Here is a 16,073-nt window from a genome sequence, read left to right on the forward strand (position 1 = left end):
CAAGCAAAAAGAAATGATAGTACTGGTAAATAAAACGGCGTGCAATTATGTCCGTTGGACACGATATAGCAGGGCAGTTAATGTCTGCCCTGCATCTTTTAGGTATGGTTAGTATTGATAAGTGAGGTGCAGTTTGACTTCGCGACCAGGCGAAGGCACGCCATTAGATAGGTATGCTTCGTAGTAACGATCGGTTAAGTTTTTCACAACCGCGCCAACACTCAAGCCTTCGACTTGTTGTATTTCCCAAACCACGTAAGCGTTTTGTAGCGTGTATTGCTCACTTGGCGATTTCACTTTTAAATTGTTACCGCTTGCCTTGGTTTTGGTTTGCGCATCATACCAACGGACTTCCCAGCCAGTGCGTAAACCTGGAATCCATTCGTAACCTAAACCTAAGTTGATATTTAATGGTGGCACATCAGGGTGATCATCATCTGAACCTGTCGAGTCAGATAGGCTACCTTTGTTTTTGCCGCGAATGTAACTTGCTGAGAAATTACTGTAGAAATCTTCAATCCGGTATTGTGAAATTAGCTCAAAGCCGTAGTTTTTAAAGCCATCTAGGTTTGTATTCCAGCTTTGTAACTCAGTAGTATTTTTGTCGAGGTTTTCGCCCGTTCGTATATCAACTGTGTCGCTAACATCGTTATAGAACAAAGTTAACTCTGTTGCGAGGTTATCGCGAGAGTTCACCAGCCCTTCCGTTAAGTTGATAACGCTTGCTTGATAAGCATGGATACGAGACACGTCCAGATTCAAAGCAGTAGCCGTAGCGGTAGCTCGCGCATATTGCACTGAGTAGATGTTATCAACGGTTGGTGCTTTTAAAGCGTAGGCGTAGGAGGCGTTTAAACGCGTATTATTGGTCGCATCAAAGTCGATATCCAAACGTGGGCTAAAGCCTTTATGCGTCGTTTCACCGTAGTCATGTCCAGCGGCTGGGTCATTATAATCCGGCGCAGCGTTCCCTTTTCCTTCACTCTTAATGTATTCGTAACGCAGAGAAGGTGTGATGGTTAGACGGTCTGTTGCTTGATAGTGATCAGCAATGTAAGCCGCATAAATTGACTGAGTGCCAGATGGTTCGTAGTAAGGGGTATACCAACCGTAGTTTTTGGCTTCATTACTGTCGTATGATGCGTTGAATACTAATGAGTCTCTATCGGTTTTTTGATATTGAAGCCCTGTGACTAGAGTGTGGTCTCCGAACTGCGCTTGGTTAAACACATCAGCATAGTCTCGCTCGTAACTTAACCAAGACTCGTGACCGTAACTGCCAACAGAAACGAACATTTTCTCGAATGCCACGTCAGGGCGAACCCAGTGACGATCGTTTTCAGAACGTGCCATTTTGATATTGAAATCAATATACGGATTAGTCGGCATGTAGTGGTAAGAGATGGTCGTGGTGTTATCCGTGTATTTATTATCGACGGTGTATGCGTATTTGGCTTTTTCTAATGATCCGTATTTCTTGATGTTGTACTCAGTGATGTTAGGCATTTTCCCGCGGCGGTTAGCCCAAGGTTTACGACCTTCATCTTTATAGCGCGTGTGGCTAATTTCAAACTCGTGATCGTTGTTTTCATAACCGACTTTTACGAGCATGTTTTCTTGCTCATAACCTGAGTAATCCAACGTTTCACCACCACCGACTTTAATGTCATCAGAATCTTTTACAGAGCCATTCGCTAGAAAATAAAAACCAGCATCGTTTTTACCATAGAGTGTTAGCGTGTAGGCATTCTCATCGCCGTTGTTGTTATATGCACTTGAGATGCGAGCACCAAAGTTTCTGTCGCCGTAAAGGAGATCATCGACACTTTTGGTTTTAATGCGAATGGAGCCACCAAACTTTCCGTTGAGTGCTCGATAGTCGTGCGCGCCCTTGATAATTTCTGCTTCACCAATCAAGAACGGATCAAAAAAGAAAGTTCCGTAGCGGTATTGTTGAAAGCCAATTGGAGCGCCATCGACAAATACGGCGATATCGCTTGGATCATCAAAACCACGAATATTAATACGTTCGCCGCCGGAACGGCCGCCGCCATCTAATGATGCGCCCGGAACGGCATCGATCATTGAGGCAAAATTGGAGTACTGTTGCTCTTCAATCTCTGACCAATTAATGGTGGTTTGCGCAGGCTCAGCAACGGTGATGGGTTTGGCATAACGCACACCGATGACTTCGAGCTCTTCATTTGGCGTTGTCTCGGCATATGAATAAAGAGGGAAGAGCAAAGTCAGTGAAATGAGATTTACTTTGAATGGGTGACTTTTTAATCGTTTCATATTGATGATTTATAGTGTTTTTATGAAGCTCGGATTATAAGAACATTATTACGATTAATAAATGATAATGAGATTAATTATCAAATGTGTTTTTGCGATGGCTTGTAAAGTTTTTTATCCATTCGTGGAAACTACGATGAGTATCGTTAGCTTACAGAAAACAAAAAGCCCAGCATCATGGACGCTGAGCTCATTGGCTTTTAAACAAGATGGTGCGAGCACTGTTGCTCCTTTCGAGCTAATCAAGTGCGTACTTGGTAGGAATTACTGAGTTTCTAACGGGATCTGTCCGGTAGTCAGTGGCTCGACATCGAACTCGGTCAGTCCTTCAATGTAACTTTCAACGGCTTGTTCTACCGAATCATCACCTTGGTTGAAGTAAGCAAGGTGGAAGATCGCATCGCCTTCATTAACCAGTGGCAAAGTTTGTTGACCGATCACCAAGCCACGCTTAGGCGCTTTGAGCTCTACCTCATCATGTCCAAGAGGAGAGCTGATATAGGCGAGCGTTTCACCCTGTTCCACTTTGTCTCCCAGATTAACGACAGTACGCAAAATACCGTTACCTGACGCACGAACCCAGCTGGTGGACTTCGCTATGATAGGCTCTGGCAGCTTTTTCCTGCTCGCACGCAACATACCAATGGCTTGCATTACGCGCCGAACCCCGAGTACACCAGCGCTGATCGAAAGTGGATCAAAACGCAATGCTTCGCCAGCCTCGTAGGTGAGCACGGGGATGTCACATTTTTCTGCTTCACTGCGCAAAGAGCCATCACGCAATGCTGAATCAACAATCACTGGCGTCGCAAACGCCTGAGCAATACGCAGAGTTTCTGGGTTGCTTAAGTTTGCGCGAATCTGTGGCAGGTTCGTGCGGTGAATGGCTCCGGTGTGCAGATCCAAGATGTAGTCACAACGCTTGGCAATGTTGTTAAAGAACCCGTGTGCCATTCGAGATGCAAGCGCGCCTTTTTCACTGCCAGGAAAGCAACGGTTGAGATCTCGTCGATCGGGCAAGTACCGTGATTTATGGATGAAACCAAAAACGTTAACGATAGGTACTGCAATGACAGTGCCTTTCAGTTTTTGTGGATCCAGTTGGTTAATGATCTGACGAACGATTTCTACGCCATTAAGCTCATCACCATGGATAGCAGCATTGACCATTAACACAGGCCCTTCTTGTTTCCCATGGATGATTTCCACAGGAATAGATAAAGGCGAATGTGTGTATAGCTTCGCTGCTTCAAATTCGATCTCTAATCGTTGTCCTGGTTGTATTTGATGCCCTAAGAGCTCAAACACTTTGCTTTTTTTACTTCTGGCCATAAACCATCTCTGTCAAATGCGTTATCAGCAATGTAACAATTGCTGCAAAATCGTACTAATCATTCTCATTAAGGACACGACAAATTACTTTAATCGTCATGCGCGAAATCTCAGCATGTGTGACGTTTTTGTTTTCAATATGATCTTTTATATCAGTTTAATACATAACGAGAGGTACAGAAGGAAGAGCAATCATAGGCTTAAAAAATGTGACTGTATTAAAAATAATACTGATAATGAGGGACAAAAAAACGGACTTTTAACCCTACTTTTTATCCGATAATATCCGCGCCGAATTTGAGGTCTAACATTTCTAACTAGAGGTTTTGATGAAAAAGGCAATTGCTAAAATTGGTGCATTGACTGCTTTAGCAGTTTCACTTTCAGGTTGCGTTGGCAGTAATGCCGTGACAGGTTATGTCATGGGGTTTAACTTGAAAGCTGTAGATAACCGTTACGCTCGAGGTGGTCTAAACATGCTTTTAGCACCTGTTTATGGTGTCGCAATCGCAGCGGACTACATCGTGTTTAACTCTCTAGAGTTTTGGACGGGTAAGAACCCTTTAAATGGTAAGCCACATATCTTCGATACAAAGATGGATACTTACATCGATGTAAACCACCAGTTAGATAAATCGTTAACGACGGCGCCAATTGCACCGTTAGCGAATAACCGTGTTATTGAGCAGGGTCGAATGCAGCAAATCGATGAGAATACTGTTCAAATGGATATTACTTACAATAACGGCGAGAAGGCGACACTCATGGGTGTGCGCGATGGTGAGTTTGTCACTTACTACATTGATGGTGAAGTCGTTGCACAAACTTCAATGGATGAGCTAGCTGCTTATACGCAAAATCGCGTGTAATTTGGTCCAGCCAAACAAAAAAGGGTGCCGTAAAGCACCCTTTGTCGTTTTTCGTGCTTGAATTACGCTTTCTCTGGAATTGCCTCTAGAAGCGCGACCATTTGGTCCCAGTACAGCTGAACGGTATCAATCTTCACTTTCTCATCTGGTGAGTGAGGGAATTTAATTGTTGGACCGAAAGACACCATATCCATGTGTGGGTATGGTTCTTTAAACAGGCCACACTCAAGACCAGCATGGATGACCATGATGTTCGGCTTATGACCGTAAATGCCTTCATACATATCACGGAAAATTGCCATGATCTCGGAATCTGCATCTGGCTTCCAGCCAGGGTAAGCACCTGAGAACTGAATTTGTGCGCCTGCTAATTCAGCAATTGAACGTAGCATACTCTCAACTTGGCTGCGGCCAGAGTCAATCAAAGAGCGAATCAGACACAGAACTGTCACTTTATTTTCTTCAGTAGTGATCACGCCAACGTTCAGTGACGTTTCGACCACACCTTCAATTTCGTCGCTCATGCGCATGACGCCATTTGGGCATGCGTTAAGTGCGGCAATGAAGCGTTGCTGATCGGCGATTGAAAATACTTGCGCGTCAGTAGCGAGCAATTCATTAAAGGTTACGATACCTGTTTCGATTTTACCCAGTTCAGTTTTCAGCAGCTCAGTGTAGTGGTTGAACAGCTCAGCAAGCTTGTCTTGGTTTTCTGCAGGAAGAGCGACAGTGACAAACGCTTCGCGAGGGATTGCATTACGTAAACTACCACCACGGAATTCTACCAAACGTAAATCAAGCTCTTGCGCATGACCCGCGAGGAAACGACCAAGTAATTTGTTGGCATTACCGCGACCTGTGTGAATGTCACAACCTGAGTGACCACCTTTTAGGCCTTTCAGCGTCAGTTGGCGTGTTACGAAACCGGCAGGCGTTGCTTCTCGAGAAATGCCGAAAGTCATGGTGCCATCAACACCACCAGCACAACCCATGTAGACTTCGCCTTCTTGTTCAGAGTCTGTGTTGAGAAGGATCTCACCTTCTAACCAACCAGCCTCAAGACCAAATGCGCCAGTCATGCCTGCTTCTTCATCAATCGTCAGCAGAACTTCGATTGGGCCGTGCTTAATGTCTTTAGATGCCAATACAGCAAGGCAAGAAGCCATACCAATCCCGTTATCTGCACCAAGCGTCGTGCCTTTCGCCGTTACCCATTCGCCATCGATGTAAGGTTGGATTGGATCTTTGGTGAAGTCGTGTTCGGTGTCTTCGTTTTTCTGCGGCACCATGTCGATGTGTGCTTGAAGTACAACAGCCTTCTTATTTTCCATTCCAGGTGTCGCGGGCTTTTTGATGAACACGTTACCGGTTGGATCACGGCGAACGTCAAAGCCTTGCTCTGTTGCCCAGTTGATAATGTACTGTGCTAATGCTTCTTCATGTTTAGATGGGTGAGGGATAGAACAAATCTTATCGAAAAACTGCCAAAGTGGAGCAGGTGATAAGGTACTGATCTCAGAATGGAACTCAGACACGGAGGACTCCTTTTGATGTGCTTTGCCAAATATATACCGTAAAAATATTGTCGAGATAGCATTAAATGCTAGACGATTTGGCCTTCAAATTGCCGTTTAGCATACCACCAGATAAGGAGTACGAGTAGTCGCGTGCACAAGGATTTCTCTCAGAACTGTCACAGTTTGTGAACACAATAACAGGCACTATGTGTTCTTTATCATACATTCTGAAAGTGGCTTTATTTTTTAATTCACAAAACTGTAATTTAATTACATTTAAACTCTGATAAAGATCAATTTGTACATTTTTTGTGATTTAAATCACTAAAAGGCTTGTAATTAAATTTCTTGGTGGTATATTTGTAACCAGCTTCTGAGAGAAGAATGAAATGCTCAAAGGATGAGTCCGTTTTATCGCCTCCAAGGAACCGAGAAATCAACGAATGTTTAATTGATTTAAAAGGTGATAGTTATGAAAGGTTTACCAAGTACAATGTTCTGGAATAGCAAGTCTGTTTACACCGGCAACTTTGTATACCCAACAAGCTTTGGCTACTAAGTGAAGTCAACGCATGTGACTCGAACAGTTTGTTCACCCCTATAAATTGGAATTTTTTTTCAGTGATAGTGCTGACATGATTCGCCGCCACCCAAATTGGGTGGCGTTTTTTTATCTCCACTTTCTCTTTCTGACACATTTTCTGCCATCAAGGCTAGATTCTATTCTCCGTTCTTTAGTTTTATCGACTTCCCCGTCAAATCCACCTAGATATGACGCTTAAAACGCCCAGTTTCTATTTGAAAGTTTAGTACATTGTTCAGTTTTTATTCTGTTGTTGGGTTCTGAACGATAACTATTAATTGTTGTTTTATAAGAATATATTTCCTGTTTTGCTTTTAAGAATTAGCGAATGGGTTTCATATCCAAAGAAAAAAATCGCATTAGAGTGAAGATTCTATCTAGAATTTGCTATTTGATAACTTTATAATTCCCGCCAATCGATTACGCAACCGTTTACTTTTTACCTTTACAGGATTCGATCATGCTCGAGAGGCTTTTTAAGCTCAGTGACAATGGCACAAATGTGCGCACTGAGATCATTGCAGGTGTTACCACCTTCCTAACCATGGCTTACATTATTTTTGTAAACCCAGCGATCCTGTCGGATACCGGTATGGACCGTGGTGCCATTTTTGTTGCAACTTGTCTTGCGGCCGCTATCGGCTGTTTCATCATGGGATTTGTTGCCAACTACCCAATTGCACAAGCACCAGGAATGGGGCTGAACGCATTTTTCACTTACTCTGTTGTGTTGGGGATGGGCTATACGTGGCAAGTTGCGTTAGCGGCGGTGTTTGTTTCAGGCCTGCTGTTTATTCTTTTGAGTATATTTAAGATCCGTGAGTGGATTATTAACTCGATCCCGCATTCTCTTAGAACTGGTATTTCAGCTGGTATCGGTCTTTTCTTAGCATTTATCGCATTAAAAAATGCAGGCATCGTCGTTGATAACCCTGCGACATTAGTTTCTATGGGAGACATCACATCATTGCCATCTGTATTGGCTGCGATTGGTTTCTTCCTTACTATCGCGCTTGTTCACCGTGGTGTGAAAGGTGCGGTGATGATCGCCATTCTTGGTGTTACAGCGCTTGGCCTTCTATTTGGTGATGTGCAGTGGAGCGGCATTATGTCAACGCCACCAAGCATTGCACCCACTTTCATGCAACTGGATTTCTCTAGTTTGTTTGAAGTTGGCATGATTTCCGTTGTGTTTGCTTTCCTATTTGTCGATTTGTTTGATACCGCAGGTACGCTAGTTGGTGTTTCTCAAAAAGCAGGCCTCACGGATGAGAATGGCAACATCCCGCGTCTAAACAAAGCGTTACTTGCAGACTCAACGGCAACGTCAGTAGGTGCATTACTTGGTACCTCAAACACCACATCTTACATTGAGAGTGTTTCTGGTGTGGCGGCTGGTGGTCGTACTGGTCTAACAGCAGTGGTTGTTGGTGTGCTCTTCCTACTTGCTCTGTTGTTCTCACCACTAGCAGGAATGATCCCAGCTTACGCAACATCGGGCGCTCTGTTCTATGTCGCGATTTTGATGCTGTCTGGACTGGTAAGCATTGATTGGCGTGACCTAACGGAAGCATCACCAGTTGTTGTGACTTGTTTGGTGATGCCATTAACGTTCTCGATTGCAGAGGGTATTACGTTAGGCTTTATCGCGTACGCGGCGATCAAATTATTCAGCGGCAAGGGCCGTGAAGTGTCGATGAGTGTGTGGGTGATGTCTGCCATCTTCATCGTCAAATACCTCGTCGGTTAATTTCTCGAGCAAAAAGCCAGTGTGGATTTATTCACGCTGGCTTTTTCTTTTTTCACGTTGTTCACTTCAGACGGTTTTTCTGCGGAATAGGCAGAGAATTTTGATATCACCGTTGGTATTAGCGGTGTGTTTCGGTAGAATAATCGTTTGCGCAGCTTGAAATCCTCATCTCCATACGTTTTGGAGAGGTCAGTGAGCATTCCGCTTTTGAGTGAGTTCGCTAGATTTTGAGGATGCATATTTTCAAATTATTAGGTTATTACAATGAGTAAAAAATTCATTATCACTTGGGATGCAATGCAGACTTACTGCCGTGAACTGGCTGAAAAACAAATGCCAGCTGAGCAATGGAAAGGGATTTGGGCGGTAAGCCGCGGTGGTTTGGTTCCTGGCGCTATCTTGGCTCGTGAACTGGGTATTCGTTACGTTGATACAATCTGTATTTCAAGCTACGACCATGATCATCAGCGCGATATGACAGTACTAAAAGCACCTGAAGGCGATGGTGAAGGTTACCTAATCGTTGAAGACCTAGTAGACAGTGGTGATACGGCGCGCAAACTACGTGAGATGTATCCAAAAGCGAAGATGATCGCTGTGTGTGCAAAACCTTCAGGCAAAGCGTTGCTAGATGATTATGTGGTAGATATCGCGCAAGACACTTGGATTGAACAACCTTGGGATATGTCAATCCAGTACGCTGAGCCTGTAAACCGCAAGCAAAAATAAACGCTATTAAAGAATATTGAGAAATGCCCCTGTATAGGGGCATTTTTTTTATTATCATAACAACTCATGCTAATAGCCTAAGGTTCTTCCTATGTCTGAAGACGTCAGTAAAAATCTTTCCGAAACTTTGTTCGTGAAACATAAGCAAGCAAAAGAAACCTCTGCGCTTACCCAGTACATGCCGACCAGTCAAAAAATACTTGATGAGCGAGAGGCGCAGGGTGATCGTGCTTGGTATCGTCATTTGCGCCGCTTGCAATGGGCTTGGCAAGGGTTGTCTCCGATAGAGATGGAAGGTGTGCTTTCTAAAATCGCTTCTTCTTCCCACTCTCGAACCAATGATGATTGGTTAGACACCGTAATGGGATACCACAACGGTAACTGGACATTTGAGTGGATTAAGCTCGGCATGGAGCATCAGAAGCGTTCAAATGAAATGCAAGGTGAGGAGGCCGCCGATGAACTATTCACCGCTTCTTTGTGTTTTAGTATCGCAGGCTACCCACATCTGAAGAATGATAATTTGGCCTTGCAGGCTCAAGTGCTGGCAAACAAAGCGTACTCTGACGGCGCAGAGAAGACCAAGTACACCATCAAGCAAATTGAAGTGCCTTACCAAAATCGCAAAATCATCGCGAACCTTCATTTGCCAAGAACCGACAAACAACTGCCTGTGGTGATGGTGAGCGCTGGTCTCGATACGTTACAAACCGACATGTGGCGTTTGTTCCGCAATCATCTTGCACCACGAGATATTGCGATGTTGACGGTTGACATGCCTTCGGTAGGGCACAGTTCTCACTGGCCTTTGACTGAGAACTCAAGCTGTCTGCACCAAGCGGTACTAAATGAGCTGTATTCATTGCCTTGGGTGGATCATCACAAAGTGGGGTTAGTTGGATTTCGTTTTGGTGGTAATGCCATGATCCGACTCTCTTTTGTTGAGCAAGAGAAGATCAAAGCTTGTGTAGCCCTCGGCGCACCCGTACATGATATTTTTACTTCCCCTGAGAAGCTGCAAAAAATGCCGAAGATGTATCTGGATCTGTTGGCTTCTCGCTTAGGGAAAAGCGCGGTTGATATTAATAGCATGGCGGGCCAGATGATGGCCTGGTCATTGAAGGTTCAGGGCTTCTTGAGCAGTAGAAAAACCAAAGTACCTATTTTAGCTTTGAGCCTTGAAGGCGATCCGGTGTCTCCACACAGTGATAACCAACTCGTCGCGCTGTTTAGCCAGTATGGCAGAGCGAAAAAAATCAGTTCCAAAACGATTACAAAAGGATATGAGCAATCCCTCGATTTAGCCATAAAGTGGCTAGAAGATGAATTATTAGGGTGACAATTCTCCTAAATTAGTTAAAAGTGATATATCTGAGCAAAAAATAAGCTCATGATAATTAAAAATAATAATCATTCTTGGGTGTTTACTTTTAACTATGAAAACGGAGATTCATATGTCAGAGACGACTCAGGGCCCGACTCACTTTCGCTTGATGTCAAAGTTGAAGGCGATAGGGCCTTACCTGCGCGAACCACAATCGCAAGAAGGGCGCTATTATTTTGATTGTCTATCTGTTTGTGTAGACGACAAAAAATCGCCTGAGAAGCGTGAATTTTGGGGCTGGTGGATGGATTTAGAATCCATCGAAGGAGGCTTTACTGCCAAATATCATATCGGCAAGTACAACAAAGAAGGGCAATGGGTATCGGAAGCCCTGCCTAAAAAAGCGGTAGAGGAAGTGTATCTGACGCAGAGCACATTCCATCAAAAGCTGGTTGATACTTTAGAAGAACACTTCAAATTAGAAGTCGAATATCACACGGAGTCTTTCGATTTCGCTTAATTTGGTTGTTTTCATTTAATACCAAACAAAAAGGTGCGAAAACGCACCTTTTCTCTTGTTAATTCCCTCTTTGATTGTTAAAACATCCTCTCTTTATTTGTTTTTCACTTCAGAAGACATCATGACAACGAATCAACAAAATGCAGTTGTTTCACAACCACAAACTGTCGTTGTGAAACTGGGTACAAGTGTGCTGACAGGCGGCACTCTGGCACTCGACCGTGCTCACATGGTTGAGTTAGCGCGCCAGTGTGCTGAGCTTAAAAAACAAGGCCATTCAGTGGTAATGGTTTCGTCTGGTGCTATTGCAGCAGGCCGTGAGCATCTTGGTTACCCCGCATTGCCCAACGAGATGGCGAGTAAACAATTACTTGCGGCGGTAGGGCAAAGTCGCTTGATTCAAACATGGGAGTCTTTGTTTGGTATTTACGGTATCAAGATCGGCCAAATGCTACTAACTCGTGCTGATTTAGAAGATCGCGAGCGATTCTTAAACGCACGTGACACCATCAATGCGCTCGTTGCGAACGATATTATTCCAATCGTAAACGAAAATGATGCCGTTGCGACCAGTGAGATTAAAGTGGGCGATAACGACAACCTTTCCGCTTTGGTAGGCATTTTATGTGGTGCAGATAAGCTCTTACTTTTAACTGACCAAAAAGGTCTGTTTACTGCTGACCCTCGTAAAGACCCAAATGCAGAGTTGATCAAGGAAGTAAAAACCATCGACGATACGCTGCGTAAAATCGCAGGAGGAAGTGGTACAACATTGGGTACTGGCGGTATGGCAACGAAGCTGCAAGCCGCAGACATCGCTCGCCGCGCTGGTATCGAGGTTATTATTGCTGCCGGTAGTGCACCGAATGTTATCTTTGACTCTTTGAGTGCAGAGCCACAAGGCACACGCTTCCTACCTTGCGCTGAAGCTTTAGAAAACCGTAAACGCTGGATTCTGGCGGGACCTGCGGCATCGGGCGACATCATTATTGATGATGGTGCGGTAAATGCAGTGGTCGGTAAGGGCAGTAGCTTACTTGCTAAAGGGGTAATCAAAGTAAGTGGTGACTTTGCACGAGGCGAAGTGGCGCGTGTAACAAATTCTCACGGTAAGTTGGTGGCTCGTGGCATCAGCGCCTACTCAAGTGATGACCTAACTAAAATTACTGGTAAGCACAGTAAAGATATCATCTCTATTTTGGGGCATGATTATGGCTCTGAGGTGATTCATCGCGATGATTTGGTCGTCATTCAGGAATAGAATTAGAGGGAAGCAAAGTGGATTTAACGAATATGGGTAAAGCTGCTAAAGATGCAGCTTTCGAATTAGCGACAGCGTCAACTGCGCAGAAGAACCAAGCATTAGCCATCATTGCTGATGAGCTAGAAGCAAACTCCGTTGCTATTTTGGCGGCAAACGCTAAAGACATCGAACTTGGCCGTGAAGCGGGTTTAACCGATGCACTGCTTGATCGCCTTTTGCTGAATGAAGAACGATTGACTGCAATTGCGAATGATGTTCGCAACGTCATTAGCTTGAACGATCCTGTAGGCAGCGAAATCGACAGTAAGGTACTGGAAAATGGGATGTCACTGTCTCGTCGCCGCGTACCACTGGGTGTTGTAGGCGTAATTTATGAAGCGCGTCCTAACGTGACTATTGATATTGCGGCGCTGTGCTTGAAAACCGGCAACGCAAGCATTTTGCGTGGCGGCAAAGAGACATTTTTCTCGAATATGGAATTGGTAAAGGTTATTCAGTCTGCGCTAGCAAAGGCGAACCTTCCTGCCGCTTCGGTTCAGTACATTGAAAAGCCAGATCGTGAGCTAGTCTCTCAACTGCTTAAACTGGACGATTACGTCGACATGATCATTCCACGCGGTGGTGCTGGCCTACACAAAATGTGTAAAGAAAACAGCACGATTCCGGTGATTATTGGCGGCTTTGGTATCAGCCATATCTTTGTCGACGAATCCGCTGATCTAGAGAAATCCCTGAATGTGGTTGAGAACTCTAAAGTTCAACGTCCATCTGCGTGTAACTCATTAGATACGCTGCTCGTGCATGAAAAAATTGCAGCACAGTTTCTGCCAATGATCGTTGAGCGTATGGACGAAAAAGTGACGTTCGTGGCAGAGCCAAAAGCAAAAGAACTCATGGAGCAAGCGAAACAAGTTCGCGATGCTGTTGAAGGTGACTTTGATACGGAATGGTTGAGCTACACCCTTGGTGTAAAAGTCGTGTCTGATGTGAAAGATGCAATTGATCATATGCGTGTTCATAACGCGAGCCACTCAGATGCGATCATGACCAATAGTTTGGAAAACTCAGAACTGTTCATCAATTCTGTCGGTTCGGCGGCGGTTTATGTGAATGCTTCAACGCGCTTTACAGACGGTGCGCAATTTGGCCTTGGCGCAGAAGTCGCAGTATCTACGCAAAAGCTACATGCCCGTGGTCCAATGGGTTTAGAAGAGCTAACTAGCTACAAGTGGGTTGGTAAAGCGAATTACTTAGCACGCAGTTAACACATTCAACGAGATCTTGAGTGAAAAAGGGGCCTTTGGGCCCCTTTTTGTTTTGTCTAACATACCAATTCCGCTACACTACATGAGCTTTTATTTCGGTTTGAAAGCGTTATACCCAAATAGCTTTAATAGAGTCCGTATAACCATGAACGCGTGGTTATTCGTGATTGCTCATGAGGTTATTTTGGTATAGATATGGAGGTGATATGCATTGTCCTTTTTGTTCCGAGAACGATACCAAAGTTATTGATTCCCGCTTAGTGGCTGATGGCCATCAAGTTCGACGTCGCCGTCAGTGCTTGGCGTGTAGCGAGCGTTTTACTACGTTTGAAAGCGCAGAGTTAGTGATGCCTAAAGTGATCAAATCGAATGGCAACCGTGAACCATTTGATGAAGATAAAATGGTTGGCGGTATTCAGCGCGCATTAGAGAAACGCCCAGTGAGTGCCGATTCTATAGAGTTAGCGATCAGCATGATCAAATCACAACTGCGTGCGACGGGTGAACGAGAGGTTCCGAGTGAAATGATTGGTAATTTAGTCATGGACCAACTCAAAGAACTCGACAAGGTCGCTTATATCCGTTTCGCCTCAGTTTACCGCAGTTTTGAAGACATTCGCGAGTTTGGCGAAGAGATTGCCCGCCTAGAAGACTGAGTAGCTCATGACTCAACACACTCCTGAAAGAGCGTTTTCTGATTTAGATTTCGCCATGATGTCACGAGCTATTAAGTTAGCGAGACGTGGCATTTATACCACCGCCCCAAATCCAAATGTGGGGTGCGTCATCGTTCGTGATGAAGAAATTGTTGGTGAGGGCTATCACCACCGCGCTGGTGAGCCGCATGCCGAAGTGCACGCGATGCGCATGGCGGGTGAAAAAGCAGTTGGTGCAACCGCTTATGTGACGCTCGAACCTTGCTCTCATTACGGCCGTACACCGCCATGTGCTGAAGGGCTAATCAAAGCTAAAGTGGCACGTGTGGTTTGCGCAATGGTAGACCCAAACCCTAAAGTTGCGGGGCGGGGCATCCAGATGTTGCGTGATGCCGGAATTGAAGTACAAATCGGCTTGTTAGAGCAAGATGCCCTTGCCCTTAACCCTGGTTTTATAAAGTACATGCGTACAGGCATGCCGTTTGTTCAATTAAAAATGGCAGCCAGTTTGGATGGGCAAAGCGCACTCAGCAATGGGCAGAGCCAATGGATCACCTCCCCAGCGGCCCGCCAAGATGTGCAGCGTTATCGAGCGATGAGTGGTGGTATTCTCTCTACCAGCAAAACGGTGATTGATGATAATGCGTCACTCAATGTGCGTTGGGATGACTTACCTACCAGTGTTCAAGCGCAGTATTTACGAGAAGAACTTCGTCAACCAGTACGTGTAATCTTAGACCGTCAGAACCATTTAACGGATGCGCTCAAGCTGTTCCACACCGATGGAGAGCGAGTTATTGTTAGCCCAGATGGAGACTGTATCCCTCTATTGGACAGCGCTGACCAAATTGACTTATCAACAACATTAAAACGTATCTCGGATGAGCACCACATCAATCACTTATGGGTTGAAGCTGGAGCCACGCTAGCGAGTGCGATGATAAAGGCTAATCTTGTAGATGAGCTCATTGTTTACCTTGCGCCAAAACTCATGGGCAGCGATGGTCGGGGGCTTATCGGTGCTTTAGGATTAAGCGCTATGGCTGACGTCATTGATTTAAACATTACAGACGTTCGTATGGTCGGGGTAGACATTCGTATCACCGCCACCATCAAACGTAATGAACTTAGATAAGAAATAGTATGTTTACAGGAATAGTAGAAGCAGTTGGCAAGTTAGCTGCGATTACGCCGAAGGGCGAAGATATCACCGTCACGGTTGAAACGGGGACGCTTGATATGTCAGACGTTAAGTTAGGCGATAGCATCGCGACCAATGGTGTTTGCTTAACGGTAGTTGACTTCGGAAGCCACTATTACAGTGCTGATCTGTCATTAGAAACCTTGAAGAAAACTGGGTTTGCTGAATACCAAGTGGGCGATAAGGTGAATCTAGAAAAAGCCATGTTACCAACAACGCGATTGGGTGGACATATCGTTTCAGGTCATGTCGATGGGGTTGGTGAAATTGTCGAACGCAATTTAGTTGGCCGCGCGATAGAGTTTTGGGTTGCAATGCCTGCGGAAATTAGCAAGTACGTCGCAGAGAAAGGCTCGATTACTGTTGATGGTATTAGCCTAACCGTCAACGACTTACGTAAAAATGCTTTTAAGCTGACGATCGTTCCTCATACGAGTGAAGAAACTACGATTGACCAGTTTCAAGTGGGGCGCAAAGTCAACTTAGAAGTTGATGTACTTGCGCGTTATATGGAGCGTTTACTGCAAGGACAGCAAGAAGATAAGGCCGAGTCTCGTATCACGATGGACTTTTTACAGCAAAACGGTTTTGCATAAGTCTTGGGAGTGGCTGCGTGAGGCATGCGATAAAGAGCAGACTCACAGAACACCGCGAGATTCATTGACTTGCTTGGTGCAAAGCTCAAACTATTGACCTAACTAGCATTCACTGCAACATGATATTTCATTGCTGTCGCAATAACAAATTTAGAATAACGGGATAACAGAC

General features: G+C 44.8%; 13 protein-coding genes. 10 read left to right on the top strand and 3 right to left on the bottom strand.

All coding sequences use genetic code 11. From position 1 onward, the window contains the following. Positions 1-108: 108 nt before the first annotated feature. Both NDJ01_RS18940 and NDJ01_RS18945 read right to left on the bottom strand, forming a co-directional pair. Positions 109-2,295: a TonB-dependent receptor domain-containing protein gene (locus tag NDJ01_RS18940; protein ID WP_257889599.1), complete on the bottom strand. Its 2,187-nt coding sequence runs from the start codon at positions 2,293-2,295 to the stop codon at positions 109-111. Positions 2,296-2,559: 264 nt separating this feature from the next. Then, the gene (locus NDJ01_RS18945) at positions 2,560-3,627 is read right to left on the bottom strand and encodes a succinylglutamate desuccinylase/aspartoacylase family protein (protein WP_005391426.1); all 1,068 of its coding nucleotides are present in this window, start codon (positions 3,625-3,627) and stop codon (positions 2,560-2,562) included. Positions 3,628-3,956: 329 nt separating this feature from the next. Here NDJ01_RS18945 and NDJ01_RS18950 point away from each other — a divergent pair, with 329 nt between their 5' ends. Continuing rightward, a complete protein-coding gene (locus NDJ01_RS18950; RefSeq protein WP_139059808.1) occupies positions 3,957-4,496 on the top strand; it encodes a DUF3332 domain-containing protein in 540 nt (179 codons plus the stop codon). A gap of 62 nt (positions 4,497-4,558) precedes the next feature. Here NDJ01_RS18950 and NDJ01_RS18955 read toward each other — a convergent pair whose 3' ends face one another. Further along, entirely contained in the window at positions 4,559-6,031 is a 1,473-nt protein-coding gene (locus NDJ01_RS18955) for an aminoacyl-histidine dipeptidase (RefSeq protein ID WP_170903089.1), read from the bottom strand. Between the two features lie 1,025 nt (positions 6,032-7,056). Between NDJ01_RS18955 and NDJ01_RS18960 the strand changes: the two genes are divergently transcribed. The 9 genes from NDJ01_RS18960 (at position 7,057) to NDJ01_RS19000 (ending at position 15,901) form a co-directional block, all read left to right on the top strand. After that, positions 7,057-8,346 carry an NCS2 family permease gene (locus NDJ01_RS18960; protein ID WP_258587143.1) on the top strand — a complete coding sequence of 430 codons (1,290 nt, stop codon included), beginning with the start codon at positions 7,057-7,059 and terminating at the stop codon, positions 8,344-8,346. A 264-nt stretch (positions 8,347-8,610) separates the two neighbouring features. Further along, positions 8,611-9,075, top strand: a complete 465-nt coding sequence (gene tet(34) / locus NDJ01_RS18965) for an oxytetracycline resistance phosphoribosyltransferase domain-containing protein Tet(34) (protein ID WP_005391418.1) — start codon at positions 8,611-8,613, stop codon at positions 9,073-9,075. A 91-nt stretch (positions 9,076-9,166) separates the two neighbouring features. After that, a complete protein-coding gene (gene frsA / locus NDJ01_RS18970) occupies positions 9,167-10,414 on the top strand; it encodes an esterase FrsA (RefSeq protein ID WP_005391416.1) in 1,248 nt (415 codons plus the stop codon). Positions 10,415-10,529: 115 nt separating this feature from the next. Beyond that, the gene (gene crl / locus NDJ01_RS18975; RefSeq protein WP_005391414.1) at positions 10,530-10,919 is read left to right on the top strand and encodes a sigma factor-binding protein Crl; all 390 of its coding nucleotides are present in this window, start codon (positions 10,530-10,532) and stop codon (positions 10,917-10,919) included. A gap of 121 nt (positions 10,920-11,040) precedes the next feature. Beyond that, positions 11,041-12,180, top strand: coding sequence for a glutamate 5-kinase (proB, locus tag NDJ01_RS18980; protein ID WP_005391413.1), 1,140 nt, complete (start codon positions 11,041-11,043; stop codon positions 12,178-12,180). 17 nt (positions 12,181-12,197) lie between these two features. Continuing rightward, on the top strand, positions 12,198-13,448 hold the full coding sequence (locus NDJ01_RS18985; protein WP_182033333.1) for a glutamate-5-semialdehyde dehydrogenase: 1,251 nt from the start codon (positions 12,198-12,200) through the stop codon (positions 13,446-13,448). A 206-nt stretch (positions 13,449-13,654) separates the two neighbouring features. After that, a complete protein-coding gene (gene nrdR, locus NDJ01_RS18990) occupies positions 13,655-14,104 on the top strand; it encodes a transcriptional regulator NrdR (RefSeq protein WP_005381578.1) in 450 nt (149 codons plus the stop codon). 7 nt (positions 14,105-14,111) lie between these two features. Beyond that, positions 14,112-15,239: a bifunctional diaminohydroxyphosphoribosylaminopyrimidine deaminase/5-amino-6-(5-phosphoribosylamino)uracil reductase RibD gene (gene ribD, locus NDJ01_RS18995; protein ID WP_193447841.1), complete on the top strand. Its 1,128-nt coding sequence runs from the start codon at positions 14,112-14,114 to the stop codon at positions 15,237-15,239. Between the two features lie 8 nt (positions 15,240-15,247). Beyond that, on the top strand, positions 15,248-15,901 hold the full coding sequence (locus NDJ01_RS19000; RefSeq protein WP_053811835.1) for a riboflavin synthase: 654 nt from the start codon (positions 15,248-15,250) through the stop codon (positions 15,899-15,901). Positions 15,902-16,073: the final 172 nt, after the last annotated feature.

The organism is Vibrio sp. HS-50-1 (genome assembly GCF_024747315.1).
GTDB lineage: Bacteria > Pseudomonadota > Gammaproteobacteria > Enterobacterales > Vibrionaceae > Vibrio > Vibrio diabolicus.